Consider the following 14,382-nt stretch of genomic DNA (forward strand, 5'->3'; position numbering starts at 1 on the left):
ACTTTACACTCAATACACATCTCGCCGATAGCGGCCATCCTCACGCATCTTTTCTAACACGGCATCTCCCAATAACTCCCGCAGAGCAAGATCAACGCCGCCCGCCATGCCTTCTAAGCTGCCGCAGACGTAAATGGCAGCACCTTGCTTGACCCAGTTACATAGCTCGGGGGCTTGTTCGCGTAACTGATCTTGGACGTACACGCGTTGTGTTTGATCGCGTGAGAAGGCGAGGTTAAGTTTGGCCAAGACGCCTGTGCTTTGCCATTGTTCGATGTCTGTTTGGCAGAAATAGTCGTGAGCGCGATGACGTTCACCGAAGAGTAGCCAGTTTTGCTGTTGGCCATGTTGCTCTCGATGTTTTAGCAGCGCGCGCAGGCCAGCGATGCCGGTGCCGTTGCCGATCAAGATCAGCGGGCAATTATTGCTGGGCGGATGAAAGCTGCGATTGCTGCGTAGGCGCATTTCTATATTGCTGCCGAGTTCGGCAAAGTGCGTGAGCCAGCCTGAACCTAACCCTAGGCTGCCATCGGCCTGCTGCGCTTGTCTGACGATGAGTTCGACCGCGCCGTCTTGTGGGATGGAGGCAATCGAATATTCTCTGTGCGGCAGTGTGCTGTCGATGCCAGGGCGTCGTGGCAAAATTTCGGCGATGTCACCGGCTTGCCAATCGCTCTTTTGTGGCGGGCTTAAACGTAGTTGATAAACGGGATTGCCTTGGCTGCCGGGATTGAGTAATCGGCGCTCGGTCAGAGTCCAGGTTTCGTACTGCGCTTGATGCCAATCGGCGAGATCGGTGTGACCACTGAGTACACCTAAATGATGTTGCCAATGACGTAGTGCGCCATCGTCACCATTATCAACCTCGACCGTATCGAACAATCTTTGTGCGCCTTGTTGGTGCAGCCAGTGATCGAGTTGATGTCCAAAGGCGCAGAAGGCTTGGTAGTTGCGATCTCCGAGTGCCAAGATCGCATAGCGGCAATGTGAGAGTGAGAGCGATTGACTGAGAATGTGACGGCTAAATTTGACGGCACTATCGGGCGCATCACCTTCGCCTGTGGTGCTGGCGATGAAGAGAATTTTGTGTGCTTGTTGTAGTTGCTGTGCATCGATCTGACTGATGTCGGATAGATGCGCTTGCATGCCACCTTGTTGCAAGCTGGCTTGGGTTTGCTGGGCGAGTTGTTCGGCATAGCCAGTTTGACTGGCGTAGATAATCAGGATGTCGTCAGCTTTAAGGGCTTGTTTGGTTCCGAGTGTTTGACGATGGGTTTTGTGTCCTTGTTGTATCCAGAGATAGAATAGGCTGTAGCTGATTAAGAGGCTGATTACCGTGCTCATACGGGCTAGTTGTGTGCTCAGATATTGTTCTAGCGGCGCGAACAAACAGAGGACGCTGATGGCGATAGCGATCAGCAGACCGAGCGTAAATAGTGGCGATTTATGTTGTGACGGCATGGTGAGTAATTCGGCGTATTTTTCTAATATCTTTTATCTGGTATTTCAACAGTCATCATCCATCATGGCCAAGAATGCTGGACTCATGTGGGTACGAAATCCATGTTCTTCGCGCACGACAAAGCGTGCCGCGGCATGCAGTTGTTTGGCGTATTGCATGCCCGCGTCTAAACCCATGACGGTCATCGCCGTCGCCAGCGCATCGGCGATCATGCATTCTGCATGGAGTACCGTGACCGCCGCGACACCGTGTTCTACCGGATAACCCGTGCGTGGATCGATGGTGTGAGAATAGCGCTTACCTTCATACATGAAGTAGCGATTGGTATCGCCGGATGTGGCGATCGACAAACCATGTAAGGCGACCACATGGCTGGGTTCTTGCTCTTGTTGAGTGACATCTTCTAATGTTACCCACCAAGGTTGCCCGTCGGGTTTGCACCCGAGGCCGCGTAATTCGCCACCGACTTCGACTAAGTAACTAGTAATATCCATTTGTTGCAAATAGCGGGCGACTTGATCGACACCAAGACCCTTGGCAGTCGAGCACAGATCCAGTTGAATGTGTCCGGTTTGACGCACACTGTGCTTGTCTTTGTTGACTTGAATCTGTTGCCAGTTACCGCTTTGTAAAGCGTCCTGAATGGCGATCACATCAGGTGTTGCATTGATCTTGCCTGCTGGGCCGAAGCCCCACAAATTCGCCAGTTGCCCGATGTTGGGATCGTACGCGCCACCAGTTTGCTCAGCGACAAACAAACTATGTTGTAAGACTTTGAAAAACTCGCTTGGTAAGACATGCCAGCTATTGGCTGGTGCGAGATTAAAGCGCGTGATATCGGAATCGACTTCCCATGGACTCATTTGCGCAACAACTTGATCGAGCTCTGCTTGAATGCCCGCCTGTAACTTATGCGCATCGATGGAAGCATCGGCATAGCACTGTACCTGCCAAGTTGTGCCCATGGTGAATCCGCGCAGATCATGTAACTGCGCTTGGGCATTTGGCTGATTTGGTCGCTGCATCGTTAGCGGTAATAAGACCTGACGTTGTCTGGTTTGCGATGCGCTCGGTTGCGGCATAGTCACGATGTTCGGTAAGGAGGATTCAGAGACAAGATGAAGGGAGAAAGTTGTTTGCGTGCCAGTACACTTGGGGGGGGAATACCGACACGCGACTCTTGGGAGAGTATGAAATTAGTCTGGCATAACCTCTAAAGTAGCGACATAGCTTGCGCGACGTTCTTTGACGCCTGGAATACTAGATTTGGTATCGCCAAAAGTCGCTTGCATCCAATACAAACCTGCGCCTTGCCATTTGATGCTTACTTTGCCTTCATTATCAGCAGTCAGTAATTGCTCATCGAGTTTTTGACGGTAACGAATGCCACCTGCGATGACAGTCACTTTCACACCCGCCGCTGGCTTGCCATCGATTAAAAATTGGAATTTTGCTTCGTCACCATTCACCAAATCATTTGGATGCGTGATTGGATTTAATTCCAAACCCTTACCCGTTGGCTTTAATGCCGTATTGTTTGGTTTGCCGTTGGTCACAAAAGTTTCCACGCGCCCTTGATTGTGGCTTACTTGCAGATCCTCGGCATTCGCTGGTACTTCTTTTGCGAAGGCTTCTGCGGAACCGCGCCAACGTTTTGGTGCGCCATTTTCTTTGTAGCTCGCATTGATGCCATCATTCACGACACTGATTTTGTACGTGCCTGGCAATTCTGCGCGAATATCAAAGTTGCTACGCAATTTTCCGCTGCTTTGATTTTCCGCTTTGATGTTAGAACCGTCAGCTGCAGTGATGACCAAGTTATTGAGATTCATGGCAACGTGATCAAAGAAGAACACATCCGTCGCCGCCGCTGCATCAAAGCTCACCCACGGTGCTTTGCCGTTCACGACAGTGGAAGTTGGAACGATAAATTGACGATGCGCCAATGCATCTAATGGCGCCAGTAGGGGCATGCAAGCAACTAAGGCGAGGCACAAACTTTGACGAGTTTTCGTTGTGAAGAGTTTCATGGAAAAAATCCTTGATTAAATGATTGTCTTAGTTGAATACGATTATGGTTTAACTTGTACCGAAATCTTGCCTAACTCATGATCGCCTTGCGCTGAAGCCAACTTGCCGTCTTTGCCGCCCCACGTGAATGGAACTTTGACCACTTCACGTCCGCCACCTTCGCGCGCTGCTTCGACTAACAAGTTGTATTCACCTGCTGGCAGTTTAGCCAATGCCGTTTTGTCGCTCGCAAAATTGAGTGTATGTTCACCTACAATCCGTGTCGCACTACTAACGCCATCTATTGGCATCGAGACATCGCGACCACTGCGGCGCCACCATTGACGCATATCTTTTAACCATTTTGCGCCTTCGTTATCACGCTTTTTCAGGTCGTACCAAACAGATAGATTCGCCGCAAAGCTTTGGTCTGGACGTTCAACCCAGATCGCGACATAAGGGCGGTGATATTCTGCGACGTTGAGTTTAGGAACTTCAACTTTCACAACTAACTCCGCTGCCATCGCCGATGTGCCGAGTAAAGTGCTGATAGCGAAGGGAAGTATTTTTTGCATAAATTTACCTCGATAATAGTAGTTCTGATTATTTAAAAAATTTTGCAATTCATGATTGCGATACCTGAAGAATAAGGTGTTTCGATTCATGCGCTGTCATGTATTTTTGAATCGATAAAACGGATGGATTACCGTCAAAAAAACAATCAAGCAATTAAAACAAATCGCTGGCGTGACGATCACTCATCGGCTGGCAAATACAAATAAAAACCATCTAATCTTTTGAGCAAATTGAATCAATAAGCCTAATGAATAAACATAATGCTGAGGATCATCGGGACGACTAAGCCCGCAACCACGAGCGGCCAAGTTAGACGTCGATTACTCGCATGCATCTTGAGTAGAAATAAACCGGTGATACAAAAGATTAAACATGCTAAGGCAAAAATATCAATGAACCATGACCATGCTTTGCCGGTATTGCGGCCTTTGTGTAGGTCGTTTAAATAAGCGATCACACCACGTTCCGTTTTTTCATATTCAAGTGCGCCATCTTCCAAATTAACACGCAACCATGCATCGCCACCTGGACGTGGAAGAGCGACATAGATTTCCTCGGGCGACCACTCTGCTGCTTTGTTAGCTGCATCGATATGATGTTGTGTCTCCAGCCATTGCACCATGCTTGCGGGCAGACTGGTATCGACGTTCTTTTGGCTGCGTTGTGTTACTTCAGCATTGAGTTGCTGCAAAAGACTCGCTGGAACTTGACCAGTCTTTTGACTAGTTTTGGGGCTAGCTTCAATATCTGCAGCATGGTTTAAAGTAAAACCAGTTGCAGCGAACAGGATCATCGCGATTAAACAAATCGCGGAGCTGATCCAATGCCAGTTATGTAAATGACGCAGCCAAAAAGCGCGTTGTTGTTGAGGAGTAGACACGTTTTAGATACTAAGAAATCGTAATTTGCTAGTGACAGCAAGAAGTTAACTAACGAAGAAACCTTATTTTAATTGAGAATCATTCTCAATTGGAAAAAAATTGTGCAATTGATTTGTATCGCATTGTTACCAAGCAGTGGAAGGCACTGACTAGATCAACGAAGACAACGGTGATTAAGTCTCGGCCCACATGCGAATGAGATTATGATACTGCGCAGTCAAGCCTAATACCTCTGTGCTATCACCGATTTGGCCACGCAAACTTTGTATATGTTGATCCATCTCAAACAGCATGTTGCGACGCGCATCGTCACGGATCAAGCTTTGCGTCCAGAAGAAGGAGCAAACGCGAACGCCACGTGTCACGGGTTTCACTTGGTGCAAGCTGGTTGATGGATACAAAATCAAATCGCCAGCAGGCAATTTGACCTCGTGCGCGCCATAGGTATCAATGACTTCAAGTTCGCCACCATCATATTCATCGGGGTCGCATAAAAACAAAGTAGAAGACACGTCGGTGCGTAAAGTGTAGTCAGCATGAGGGACTTGACGAATCGAGCCATCGACATGCAAACCATAATGTTCGCCGCCTGCATAAGCATTAAACAATGGCGGTACGATGCGTAGCGGCAGTGCGGCAGAATAAAAAATAGGGTTCTTCTTTAACGCTGCCAATATCATTTGCCCCAGCTTTATTGATATTTCGGCGTGTTCGGGTAATTGACGGTTCTGCTTGACCAAGGCGCCTTGTGCGCCAACCGTCTGTTTGCCGTCGACCCAGTTCGTTTCCTGTAACCGTTGGCGTAAATAATTCACTTCATCCAAAGTGAGAACGCCGGGGATGTGCAACATCATAATGATTAATCCGTATAAATAAGTGATTTGCTGTTGCCAGCAATGCTTTCAACACTGTTCTGGTGAATGTATCGAGCGCTTGCTTTAGTCATTGATGAGCATTCTAATCAATCTTTCTTGCAAAGTAAATGGGAATCATTCTCATTTACTTGTTGCAAATCAAAATGAGAACGATTATTATTTGCGTTATTGATTTCTGCCAGCCATCGAAACTGTTCACTCCAAGCGGTTCTCACTAGCCAGCCTTCTCCTTTCAATTTAATCGAAACATGCGCCAATAACATGTAAATGCGGTGATTCCGGCGTTTTATGTTCATTAATGACTTGTTTGATTGATTTCCTTTTTTTTATTTTTTATATTCCTAACCGGAGAATTCTTGTGGCATATATTCGTAGTCGTCAACATCCAACAAATACGGTTCAGTTCAAACATACTCTGATCGCACTCGCGGTTATGGCAGCGCCGTTATCCGTGCACGCACAAACTGAAACGCAGAAGAGCGCGCAAGAGCAAAGCAAAAAAGAAAATGCTTTGCCTGAAATTAAAGTGCAGGGCGCGCAAGATATTCCATACAAAGCAGAAGTATCTAGCTCAAGCAAATTGGTGAAACCACTTTTGGAAACGCCACAGATGGTGTCGGTCATCAAAAAAGAACTCCTGCAAGAACAAGGCGCTTACAACTTGATGGACGCTTTGCGCAATACGCCGGGTATCACGATGCAGTTGGGCGAAAATGGCAATACGGCGGCGGGCGATACATTCCAAATGCGTGGTTTCGCAACGCAATCTTCGGTGTTTGTTGATGGCGTACGAGATCTCGGTGCGATTACGCGTGACACCTTCAATGTTGAGCAAGTTGAAGTGGTTAAAGGGCCAGCAGGCGCAGACGTTGGTCGTGGTGCAGCATCTGGCTATATTAATCTCGCCTCTAAAGCAGCGATGTTGGACGATGTGACGAGTGGCACAGCAAGCATCAATAATGGCAATAACAAGCGTGTTACCGCGGATATCAATCGTAAGATCGGCGATACAACTGCTGTGCGTTTAAACGTATTCAAGCAAGACGGTGGCGTAGCGGGTCGTGATCAGGTTGAAAGTAACGGTTATGGCATTGCACCTTCAATTGCGGTCGGTTTGGGGCAAAAATCACGTGCTTACTTTTATTCGCAACACATTCGTCAAAACAATGTGCCTGATGGTGGTATTCCTACAGTTGGCTTAAAGGGCTTTTACAACGCGAGCACTTTATTGTTGAATGCACCTAAGGTCGATAGCGAAAACTTCTACGGTAGCGTCAATGACTTCGAAAAAGTAGAAGCGGATATGGCTACGGCAAAATTTGAATTTGATTTGAATGACACGACGGTATTGCGCAATATCACACGCTATGGTCAATCTTCGATGAAGCGTGTGGTGACAGGGATCAACGGTCTAACGGCAACTGGTGCGCAAGATACTTGGACAGTGGCTCGTTCCCGTCAAGGTTTAGATCAAAGTAATGAAATCATCGCTAACCAAACGAGTATCAATAGTAGCTTCGATACTGCAGGCTTGAAGCACAGCTTATCAGCGGGTGTCGAGCTGTTGATGGAGAAGCAAAATACAAACACGCTGGCGGTACCAACTGGTGTCGTAGTTCCTGCTGCCAATCTGTATAAGCCAGATGCTAATGTGAGCTTGCCTGTCCCTGTGAAAAATGGTGCAACGGCAGAAGGTCAAACCAAGACTGTCGCACTTTACATATTCGATGCGATTGACTTGAATGATGCGTGGCAATTGAACACAGGTTTGCGCTATGAGCGTTATAACACGGAAACACGTACGGTCAGCCTGTCGACAGCCGCAGCGAATCCGACATTGCCAGTGGGGACTTTGATTCCTGCAAAAGTAACGAAGAGCGATGATCTCTTAAGTTGGAAACTGGGTTCAGTTTATAAGGTCGCGAAAAATGGTCGTTTGTACGGCGTGTATGCGACATCCTTAACGCCACCTGGCAGCTCAAATTTTTCATTGAGCAGTGCCGCAAACAATGTCAATGGTCCATTAGCTGATCCACAAAAAACCACTAATTTGGAACTCGGTACTAAGTGGGATCTGTTAGATAAATCTTTATCATTGACGGCAGCGTTTTACCGGACTGACAGCACCAATGAAATCGTCCAAGTTGATAGCGTGACGAATGCATTTGCCCAGTTTGGTAAGCGTCGTGTAGAAGGTTTTGAAATTGGTGTGGTCGGACAAATCAATCCAGATTGGCAAGTTACAGCAGGTGCCGCAACGATGAAGACGAAGGTATTGCAAGGTTCAACTGGCAATAATGCCGCTGGAGCAGCAACACGTTGGTCTCCAGATCTGACAGCAACTTTGTGGAGTAGTTATAAGATAACGCCTGCCTTCACGATTGGTGGCGGCTTACGTTATACCTCAGAGCAAAAACGTGTGATCGATCCTAGTGCAAATCTGGCTGTGCAAAACATGCCAAATATTGCTTCCAGTTGGGTTGCTGATGCGGTCGCATCCTATCAGGTGAATCGCAATTTATGTTTGCAATTTAATGTTGCCAACTTGACAGACAAAGCCTACGTGAGCACCTTAAATAACAGCGGTGCGCGTTATACCGTTGGTGCGCCACGCACATTCAATTTGAGTGCGAATGTTTTGTTCTAATCAGCGCGTGATGGACGCAAGCCATAGTCAGTTTGATTAAATACTTGTCAACGCATTTAAAAGCGCATCATCGTTTTGGTGGTGCGCTTTTTATTTGTCTTGAGCGTTGTGTCTGGTCATCACATTTGTCATTAGTTGTGTATAGTTATTGAGTCGCGGGCTATCCGCAGATATCGTGATTGCTTATTGGGTTTGAAAAAGGAGAAAAAAATGGATGCAATGAAAAAACAAGCTGCAATTGATGCGCTGAATCACATCATGGAGTTGGAACTAGCAGGCGTAGTGCGCTATACGCATTACTCCTTGATGGTGTATGGCTATAACCGTATTCCTATAGTTTCATGGTTAAAAGGAAATGCTGACGAGAGTTTGGCACATGCCCACAAAGCAGGTGAATTAGTAACGCTGTTAGGTGGCCACCCTTCGCTAAAAATCGGTGCACTGTTAGAAACTGAACAGCATGATATTGGTGATATTTTGCGTGAAAGTCTGGATCTCGAAACGACGGCACTTTCTGCTTACTATGCTTTGCAGAAAATAGTAGAAGGCAATTCAGTTTTGCTCGAAGAATACGCGCGTGAAATGATCGTCGCTGAAGAGTTACACTTAGACGAAGTCAATAAAATGTTACGTCGCCCTGGCGCAATTGAGGTGTTTGCAGCGACATAGTATATTTGAACAGAAATGAGCGCCCATCTCACTGCGCACAGTTGTGTAGATGGGGGTTGCCATGATGTATTGCAGACCTCAGTTTTACTTTCTCGTTTCTATCATCGCCCCAGTGTCTTGCTGAGATTTTTTCTTTAGTTCCTAGCGATATAGCTGTATCTGCTTAGCGAGATCTTACGCAAAATACCAGCTTGTTCATCACTAATGATAAAAACAGAATTAGACCAAAACAGAGTGCGCATACCGTTAAATAAATGATGCAAGCTTGAAGTAGACCAAGATAGGTATGTGCTGTAAAGAACGCATTGAGATGAATAAAAAATCCGCAGGCCATCCACGGTAGCCTTGGGAGTGGCTTATCGAGCCATGATTGACGCTGATGGCATAGATAAATCAGACCATTGGCGATTGCCACACTAAATAGAAATGTTGTGATTGCGAGTGTGCTCATGTATATCTTTCTTCGGCTGTGAATTTACTCCAACTGGAAGCATGTGTGATGCCAGCGGTGATCAGATTGGGCATTCAGTAAGGGCTTATGATGCGGGAGTAATTTGCGGCTCTTTTTTCCCAACATCTAAATCTTCAGTCGCTTGTTCCAAGCCGCGCGCCAAAGATGACACACTTGGATTCTCAATAAATACACAACGTTTGCCCGTGCGTTTGCAAAACTCTTTGACACGCCAATAAGCGTTATGACTGATGCAGCCAGTTTGGCAGATCACTAGGTCGGCTGCTGCTAAACTGGTGTCTAATAGGCTTTGGCTATCTTCCATGCCGCCATCATGATGTGCGAAGCGTCCGCCAACGCGCTCGATGAGATCGCGGTAGCTAGCAACATTGCCACTACGACCGCCAACACATAAAACATTTTTTTGCTGTAAATGAATCGCAATCGGAATCGTGCGGTGCGTTTTGATTTCAACTGCACGCATGTCCTGCGCTGGCTGTTGTTCCAGTTGTTCAGTATTAGTTGTTGTCCGTCGGTTGGCGTTAATGAGCTTATGTTTAAGTTCGCGCACCAGTTGTTCTAACTCCTGTTGACGCGACATCATTTGTTCGACTTTTTGTTGCAAACGTTGACGGCTACCTAATTCGGGAATGGTATTTTTGAGTGCTTGTAAATCGGTGTTGAGATAGGCAATGACACTTTCTTTACCAATGTTTTCAGCGCGCAATTGCACGATGCTTTGCTGTAGAAGTTCGAGCTCTTGGGTTTTCTCTTGTACGTAACGGGTGTGCCGCTCTTGTTGTTTGGCTATTTCACGAGCAAGGATCGCATTCTCTTCTAGCACGGCATTGAATCGCATGATGTCGGCGCGCACTGTAGCACCAGCCTGATGTTGCAGCATGTGCATATCGCGACACATTCCTTCTTGTATATGGTGATTGCAGAGTGGGTGAGTTAATCCAGCCCAGAATGCGCCGGCAACATCGCCTTGGTAAATGGCGTCAACCCATAACTGTGCCAAGGCATCGTGGGTTTTGGCCGAACGAAATCGCTTAATCGTTAGTGCATAGCGTTGATCGAGATCTTCTTGCAAAATTTCTGAAACCCGATTGCGATTGCCACATTCAGCAATGGCCCCCACATGGAGTTCGTAGTCGTCGGCCTGCGTGCTACCGCCCAAAGCTTTGCTGATGAGTCTGCGTAGAACGGCAAGCGGAATACAAACGCCAATTACCGGGCAGTGGGTGTCACGAGATAGATCCCATAAGCGACGACGACGTGAACCAACTCCGGCAGCGTTTGGTGTAGCTGCTGCATCGTTTTTTGTATTAGATGAATGTTTGTCGCACATGTTCAAAACTCCTTGTTTGGAAAATGCTCAATGAAATTGACGTGGTACCTCGGGACTTCGCTGGTCTTGCGAGAACGTCTGCGCTTGTTCTATGGTCGTTTGTGCTTGCGTAATCATCTTCGACAGCTCTGCGAACGCGTTCAGATCGAGTCGCATCGAGATCGATTGCAAGCTCAGATGTACGACGCCACACTCTGGGCAAATCATCACCTCACCAATTTTGCTATGGGCAATGCTCAGGTGCTGGCAGGGCTTGTTGTTCTTAGAAGTTGTCATCTGATTAGACTTTCAGGAAGAATGTTCTCGAGTTAAGCGCATTAACAAACGGGATAGGCAAGACAGGAACAAGTCTGGCCAAACGTAAAGGGTGCGTGACTTGAAAGATAGCCAGTAAATGATGCTTGAGCGTCGTGATGGTGTAGTCCCACCGAGCGCGGTCGTACGTTCTCGTTTTGGTATTGATTAAGATTGCCAACGGCGTACTGAAGATGTTTGCCATGCTATGCATATTGCCCCACATAGTTGGCACTGGCTGGCGTAGGCGGGCTGGTGCGTTAATAAAACGATGAATCTAGTTGTGAAATGATCGGTCTAAGTAATTGCGGTTTGATCGACACCAGCGTTTTTAAGCTGCGGCTAGCAGTCTTCTATTTTGGGAACACAAGGATGCGTTTGCAGCTGACATTGCTGCTCACCTTGTCTGACGCATTTACTTCGTCAAAATGAGTTTGCCTAAAGACGTGCAGCGCAGGCGATACAGCATGCCCTGATGTTCTATCTCGATCTCTGGCTGCCCTTGTAAAATGTCTTGGCTGGAAATTCGGAGCGGCGCAATTTGCTTGTTTGCTGGCTTGAGCAAGGCAGGGCTCACTTGCGGTGTTTCAGAGGAGTTCATAGGCGCCTAGTTTGGGAAAGTTAATCAATGATTTTATTATAAATGCGAATCATTCTCATTTACAAGTGAAATTTGTACGGATTTTGTGTTTTTCCTGCTGTTGACGTTGATTGCCTGCTGCGCGGGCGTGGCTTACGCTCAAACGATGATCGATTTGGTATGTTGCGGATTGGTGTAACGCGACTTGCTTGCGTGGAGGCAACAGTTCTTCAGTTACTTAGTGCAAATGCAAAGCAGGCGTTTTACACTGTGCTTGGATCTGCCACTCACATGCTCTTCAATTTCTACGATGCGCTTATTGTTTTTAATAATTCAACTCTTCAGTATGGTGATGTTGACGATTTTGATGTCGTCAGGCGCTGGTGCACAAACGCTAGTGGTCAAAGCCTATACGGAAGATTGGCCGCCTTACAACTTTGTAAAAAATAAGGAAGTGACTGGCATCTCTGCCGATATTTTGCGTGCCGCCTGCGAATTGGCAACCTTACAGTGCGAATCGCAGTTAGTACCTTGGGTTCGAGCCTATAAGACCGTACAAGAGATGCCAAATACCTTGATCTATACCATCGCTCGCATTCCTGCGCGGGAATCACAATTTCTCTGGGTAGGGCCGATTGCGACACGCACCACTTGGGTCTATGCGCGCACCGCCGTCGCCAATAGAATCCAAACGATGCAAGATTTGAACAAATTTAGGGTCGGCTTGATCCGCGATGAGGCTTCGTTATCGGAGCTGATGGATGCCGGGATATCAAAGTCCGCGATTAAGGTATTGAATTCACAGAGTGACGAAATGCGCTTATTTAAATCGGGGCATATTGATGTCGTGGTGAATACAGAAATCGGCATGGCTATGAGCCGAAAGCAATACGATATCAGTGGCACTGACGTGACGAAATTAATGAAACTGTATGATGGCGGTGCCTTGTACTTTGGCATGAATTTACAGTCCGATCCTAAGTTGGTGGAAAAATTACAAAGTGCCGTTGATAAGTTGCGGAATGATGGTCGGATACAGGCGATCGTTCAGCAATATGTCAAATTGCCCTGATCTGAAATCACCACTTACGACACCTACAGATCGTTTTAGAAAGTCCACGATGTTTTACACCTTAGCTGTTTTATTACTCTTTCAATGCTTGGGCGAGGCGCTGGTCTTCGCCTTGCAGTTGAGTATTCCGGGCCCTGTCATCGGGATGCTATTTCTCTTTTTCGCCTTACTCCTGTCGCCACGATTAATGGAAAAAGTCGAAGAATCTAGTCATCATGTGCTCAAGCATATGTCCTTGTTTTTTATTCCTGCTGGCGTTGGTATTATGGTGTCGGCAAATGGAATCGCTCAACATTGGCTGGCGCTATTGACAGCAATTGTGGTGAGTACCTTATTGACACTGGCGGTGACTGCTATCAGCATGCAATGGCTGACTAAAAACCATCACTCCCAGACTGATGATACAAATCAAGTGACCTCGAACTCTTCATCTGAGCTCGAGAAATAAGATGGCAATCAACGAGATTTTTGTGCCAGTTTGGAACCATCTGAGCCATTCACCTTTGCTCGCCATCGCCGTGACCTTGATGGCGTATTTGTTTGCCATGTGGGTTTCCGCACGTTTTCATTTTTCGCCATTAGCCAATCCTGTTGTGATGGCAGTCGCTTTGATCATCCTGCTTTTGCAACTGAGTGGAATCTCGTACGAGCGCTATTTTTTGGCGGTGCAGCCTTTGCATTTGATGTTGGGGCCAGTCACGGTGGCATTAGCGATTCCTTTGGCGCGTCAATTGCCACGTCTGCGCCGTAGCATTTTACCCTTGAGTGTGGGATTGCTTTTTGGTTGTGTGACGGCGATTGTATCGGCGGTATTGATCACGATATGGATGCATGGTTCTTATGAACTTGCGCTCTCGATAGGACCGAAATCGGCAACGACGCCGATTGCCATGGGCATCGCGGAAAAGATCGGCGGTATCCCTTCAGTCGCTGCTGCTATCGTTATTTTGACCGGCGCTTTTGGTGCCTTGGTCGCGCGTTATTTATTTAACTGGATGCGTATAAGGTCGCCCGAAATACGCGGCTTCGCGCTAGGCTTGGCCGCGCACGGCATTGGCACCGCGCGTGGTTTTCAGGTGAGTAAAGAAATCGGAACTTTTGCGGGGCTGGGCATGGGCTTAAATGGCATGTTAACCGCTATCTTGGCGCCCAGTTTGGTTCCTGTGCTGGTGAGCTATTTCTTCAAATAGCTTGGCAGCCATACTAAGCATCGTTAGATAATCGCTGGTGTATAGCCTGCTTCACGTATTGCAGCTTCCAGTGTTGCTCCATCCTGCTTTGATTCAATGCTGACTAAGTGATTAGGTAAATCAACTGTGATGCTGGCTGCAGCATCGAGTTCTTTGATGGCTGCATTGATCGTTGCCTCACAGTGCTTACAGGTCATATCGGGTATGTGGAATTGTGGCATAGGTTTTCTCCCTAGTTATTGTGGAATAGCTTTACGCCAGATTGTAGCTGCTCATTTGTCGTCTTGCTTGCGTTCCATCATGAAGATTGACAATTTTCTTGAC

Annotated in this window: 16 protein-coding genes; 5 read left to right on the top strand and 11 right to left on the bottom strand. The window is 47.1% G+C overall.

Annotated elements, in window-relative coordinates; genetic code table 11:
- Positions 1–9: 9 nt before the first annotated feature.
- The 6 genes from H8K52_RS05685 to H8K52_RS05710 form a co-directional block, all read right to left on the bottom strand.
- Entirely contained in the window at positions 10–1,344 is a 1,335-nt protein-coding gene (locus H8K52_RS05685) for a sulfite reductase subunit alpha (RefSeq protein ID WP_186922004.1), read from the bottom strand.
- A gap of 162 nt (positions 1,345–1,506) precedes the next feature.
- Positions 1,507–2,544, bottom strand: coding sequence for an FAD:protein FMN transferase (locus tag H8K52_RS05690; protein ID WP_186921923.1), 1,038 nt, complete (start codon positions 2,542–2,544; stop codon positions 1,507–1,509).
- A gap of 114 nt (positions 2,545–2,658) precedes the next feature.
- Complete coding sequence (locus H8K52_RS05695) at positions 2,659–3,492, bottom strand: DUF4198 domain-containing protein (RefSeq protein WP_186921924.1); 834 nt, start codon at positions 3,490–3,492, stop codon at positions 2,659–2,661.
- A 42-nt stretch (positions 3,493–3,534) separates the two neighbouring features.
- Complete coding sequence (locus H8K52_RS05700; RefSeq protein WP_186921925.1) at positions 3,535–4,047, bottom strand: DUF2271 domain-containing protein; 513 nt, start codon at positions 4,045–4,047, stop codon at positions 3,535–3,537.
- A gap of 245 nt (positions 4,048–4,292) precedes the next feature.
- A complete protein-coding gene (locus H8K52_RS05705) occupies positions 4,293–4,928 on the bottom strand; it encodes a PepSY-associated TM helix domain-containing protein (RefSeq protein WP_186921926.1) in 636 nt (211 codons plus the stop codon).
- Between the two features lie 174 nt (positions 4,929–5,102).
- Complete coding sequence (locus tag H8K52_RS05710; RefSeq protein ID WP_186921927.1) at positions 5,103–5,783, bottom strand: Fe2+-dependent dioxygenase; 681 nt, start codon at positions 5,781–5,783, stop codon at positions 5,103–5,105.
- 379 nt (positions 5,784–6,162) lie between these two features.
- On the opposite strand from H8K52_RS05710, the gene H8K52_RS05715 reads away from it, so the two are divergent.
- Positions 6,163–8,451 carry a catecholate siderophore receptor Fiu gene (locus H8K52_RS05715; RefSeq protein ID WP_222613692.1) on the top strand — a complete coding sequence of 763 codons (2,289 nt, stop codon included), beginning with the start codon at positions 6,163–6,165 and terminating at the stop codon, positions 8,449–8,451.
- 210 nt (positions 8,452–8,661) lie between these two features.
- The gene (locus H8K52_RS05720; RefSeq protein WP_186921929.1) at positions 8,662–9,120 is read left to right on the top strand and encodes a ferritin-like domain-containing protein; all 459 of its coding nucleotides are present in this window, start codon (positions 8,662–8,664) and stop codon (positions 9,118–9,120) included.
- 536 nt (positions 9,121–9,656) lie between these two features.
- Here the strand turns inward: H8K52_RS05720 and H8K52_RS05725 are convergent.
- From H8K52_RS05725 to hemP, 4 genes are all read right to left on the bottom strand, one after another.
- Positions 9,657–10,922, bottom strand: coding sequence for a DUF2325 domain-containing protein (locus tag H8K52_RS05725; protein ID WP_186921930.1), 1,266 nt, complete (start codon positions 10,920–10,922; stop codon positions 9,657–9,659).
- A 27-nt stretch (positions 10,923–10,949) separates the two neighbouring features.
- Positions 10,950–11,198, bottom strand: a complete 249-nt coding sequence (locus H8K52_RS05730; RefSeq protein ID WP_186921931.1) for a hypothetical protein — start codon at positions 11,196–11,198, stop codon at positions 10,950–10,952.
- Between the two features lie 4 nt (positions 11,199–11,202).
- The gene (locus H8K52_RS05735) at positions 11,203–11,421 is read right to left on the bottom strand and encodes a hypothetical protein (RefSeq protein WP_186921932.1); all 219 of its coding nucleotides are present in this window, start codon (positions 11,419–11,421) and stop codon (positions 11,203–11,205) included.
- 210 nt (positions 11,422–11,631) lie between these two features.
- Positions 11,632–11,817 carry a hemin uptake protein HemP gene (gene hemP, locus H8K52_RS05740; protein ID WP_186921933.1) on the bottom strand — a complete coding sequence of 62 codons (186 nt, stop codon included), beginning with the start codon at positions 11,815–11,817 and terminating at the stop codon, positions 11,632–11,634.
- Positions 11,818–12,115: 298 nt separating this feature from the next.
- On the opposite strand from hemP, the gene H8K52_RS05745 reads away from it, so the two are divergent.
- From H8K52_RS05745 to H8K52_RS05755, 3 genes are read left to right on the top strand one after another with little or no spacing between them, the layout of a single operon-like run.
- Entirely contained in the window at positions 12,116–12,868 is a 753-nt protein-coding gene (locus tag H8K52_RS05745) for a substrate-binding periplasmic protein (RefSeq protein ID WP_222613693.1), read from the top strand.
- A 49-nt stretch (positions 12,869–12,917) separates the two neighbouring features.
- On the top strand, positions 12,918–13,316 hold the full coding sequence (locus H8K52_RS05750) for a CidA/LrgA family protein (protein WP_186921935.1): 399 nt from the start codon (positions 12,918–12,920) through the stop codon (positions 13,314–13,316).
- Between the two features lies 1 nt (position 13,317).
- Positions 13,318–14,058, top strand: coding sequence for an LrgB family protein (locus H8K52_RS05755; protein WP_186921936.1), 741 nt, complete (start codon positions 13,318–13,320; stop codon positions 14,056–14,058).
- A 23-nt stretch (positions 14,059–14,081) separates the two neighbouring features.
- Here the strand turns inward: H8K52_RS05755 and H8K52_RS05760 are convergent, their stop codons facing one another.
- A complete protein-coding gene (locus H8K52_RS05760; RefSeq protein WP_186921937.1) occupies positions 14,082–14,279 on the bottom strand; it encodes a heavy-metal-associated domain-containing protein in 198 nt (65 codons plus the stop codon).
- Positions 14,280–14,382: the final 103 nt, after the last annotated feature.

Source organism: Affinundibacterium seohonense (assembly GCF_014284305.1).
GTDB lineage: Bacteria > Pseudomonadota > Gammaproteobacteria > Burkholderiales > Burkholderiaceae_D > Undibacterium > Undibacterium seohonense.

What these genes read in the sequence shown, in the direction of transcription:
- H8K52_RS05755 (WP_186921936.1), top strand. Translation starts at nt 13,318, where the DNA reads ATGGCAATCAACGAGATTTTTGTGCCAGTTTGGAACCATCTGAGCCAT.
- H8K52_RS05685 (WP_186922004.1), bottom strand. Translation starts at nt 1,344, where the DNA reads ATGAGCACGGTAATCAGCCTCTTAATCAGCTACAGCCTATTCTATCTC.
- H8K52_RS05720 (WP_186921929.1), top strand. Translation starts at nt 8,662, where the DNA reads ATGGATGCAATGAAAAAACAAGCTGCAATTGATGCGCTGAATCACATC.
- H8K52_RS05695 (WP_186921924.1), bottom strand. Translation starts at nt 3,492, where the DNA reads ATGAAACTCTTCACAACGAAAACTCGTCAAAGTTTGTGCCTCGCCTTA.
- H8K52_RS05690 (WP_186921923.1), bottom strand. Translation starts at nt 2,544, where the DNA reads ATGCCGCAACCGAGCGCATCGCAAACCAGACAACGTCAGGTCTTATTA.
- hemP (WP_186921933.1), bottom strand. Translation starts at nt 11,817, where the DNA reads ATGAACTCCTCTGAAACACCGCAAGTGAGCCCTGCCTTGCTCAAGCCA.
- H8K52_RS05735 (WP_186921932.1), bottom strand. Translation starts at nt 11,421, where the DNA reads ATGGCAAACATCTTCAGTACGCCGTTGGCAATCTTAATCAATACCAAA.
- H8K52_RS05760 (WP_186921937.1), bottom strand. Translation starts at nt 14,279, where the DNA reads ATGCCACAATTCCACATACCCGATATGACCTGTAAGCACTGTGAGGCA.
- H8K52_RS05730 (WP_186921931.1), bottom strand. Translation starts at nt 11,198, where the DNA reads ATGACAACTTCTAAGAACAACAAGCCCTGCCAGCACCTGAGCATTGCC.
- H8K52_RS05710 (WP_186921927.1), bottom strand. Translation starts at nt 5,783, where the DNA reads ATGATGTTGCACATCCCCGGCGTTCTCACTTTGGATGAAGTGAATTAT.
- H8K52_RS05700 (WP_186921925.1), bottom strand. Translation starts at nt 4,047, where the DNA reads ATGCAAAAAATACTTCCCTTCGCTATCAGCACTTTACTCGGCACATCG.
- H8K52_RS05725 (WP_186921930.1), bottom strand. Translation starts at nt 10,922, where the DNA reads ATGTGCGACAAACATTCATCTAATACAAAAAACGATGCAGCAGCTACA.
- H8K52_RS05750 (WP_186921935.1), top strand. Translation starts at nt 12,918, where the DNA reads ATGTTTTACACCTTAGCTGTTTTATTACTCTTTCAATGCTTGGGCGAG.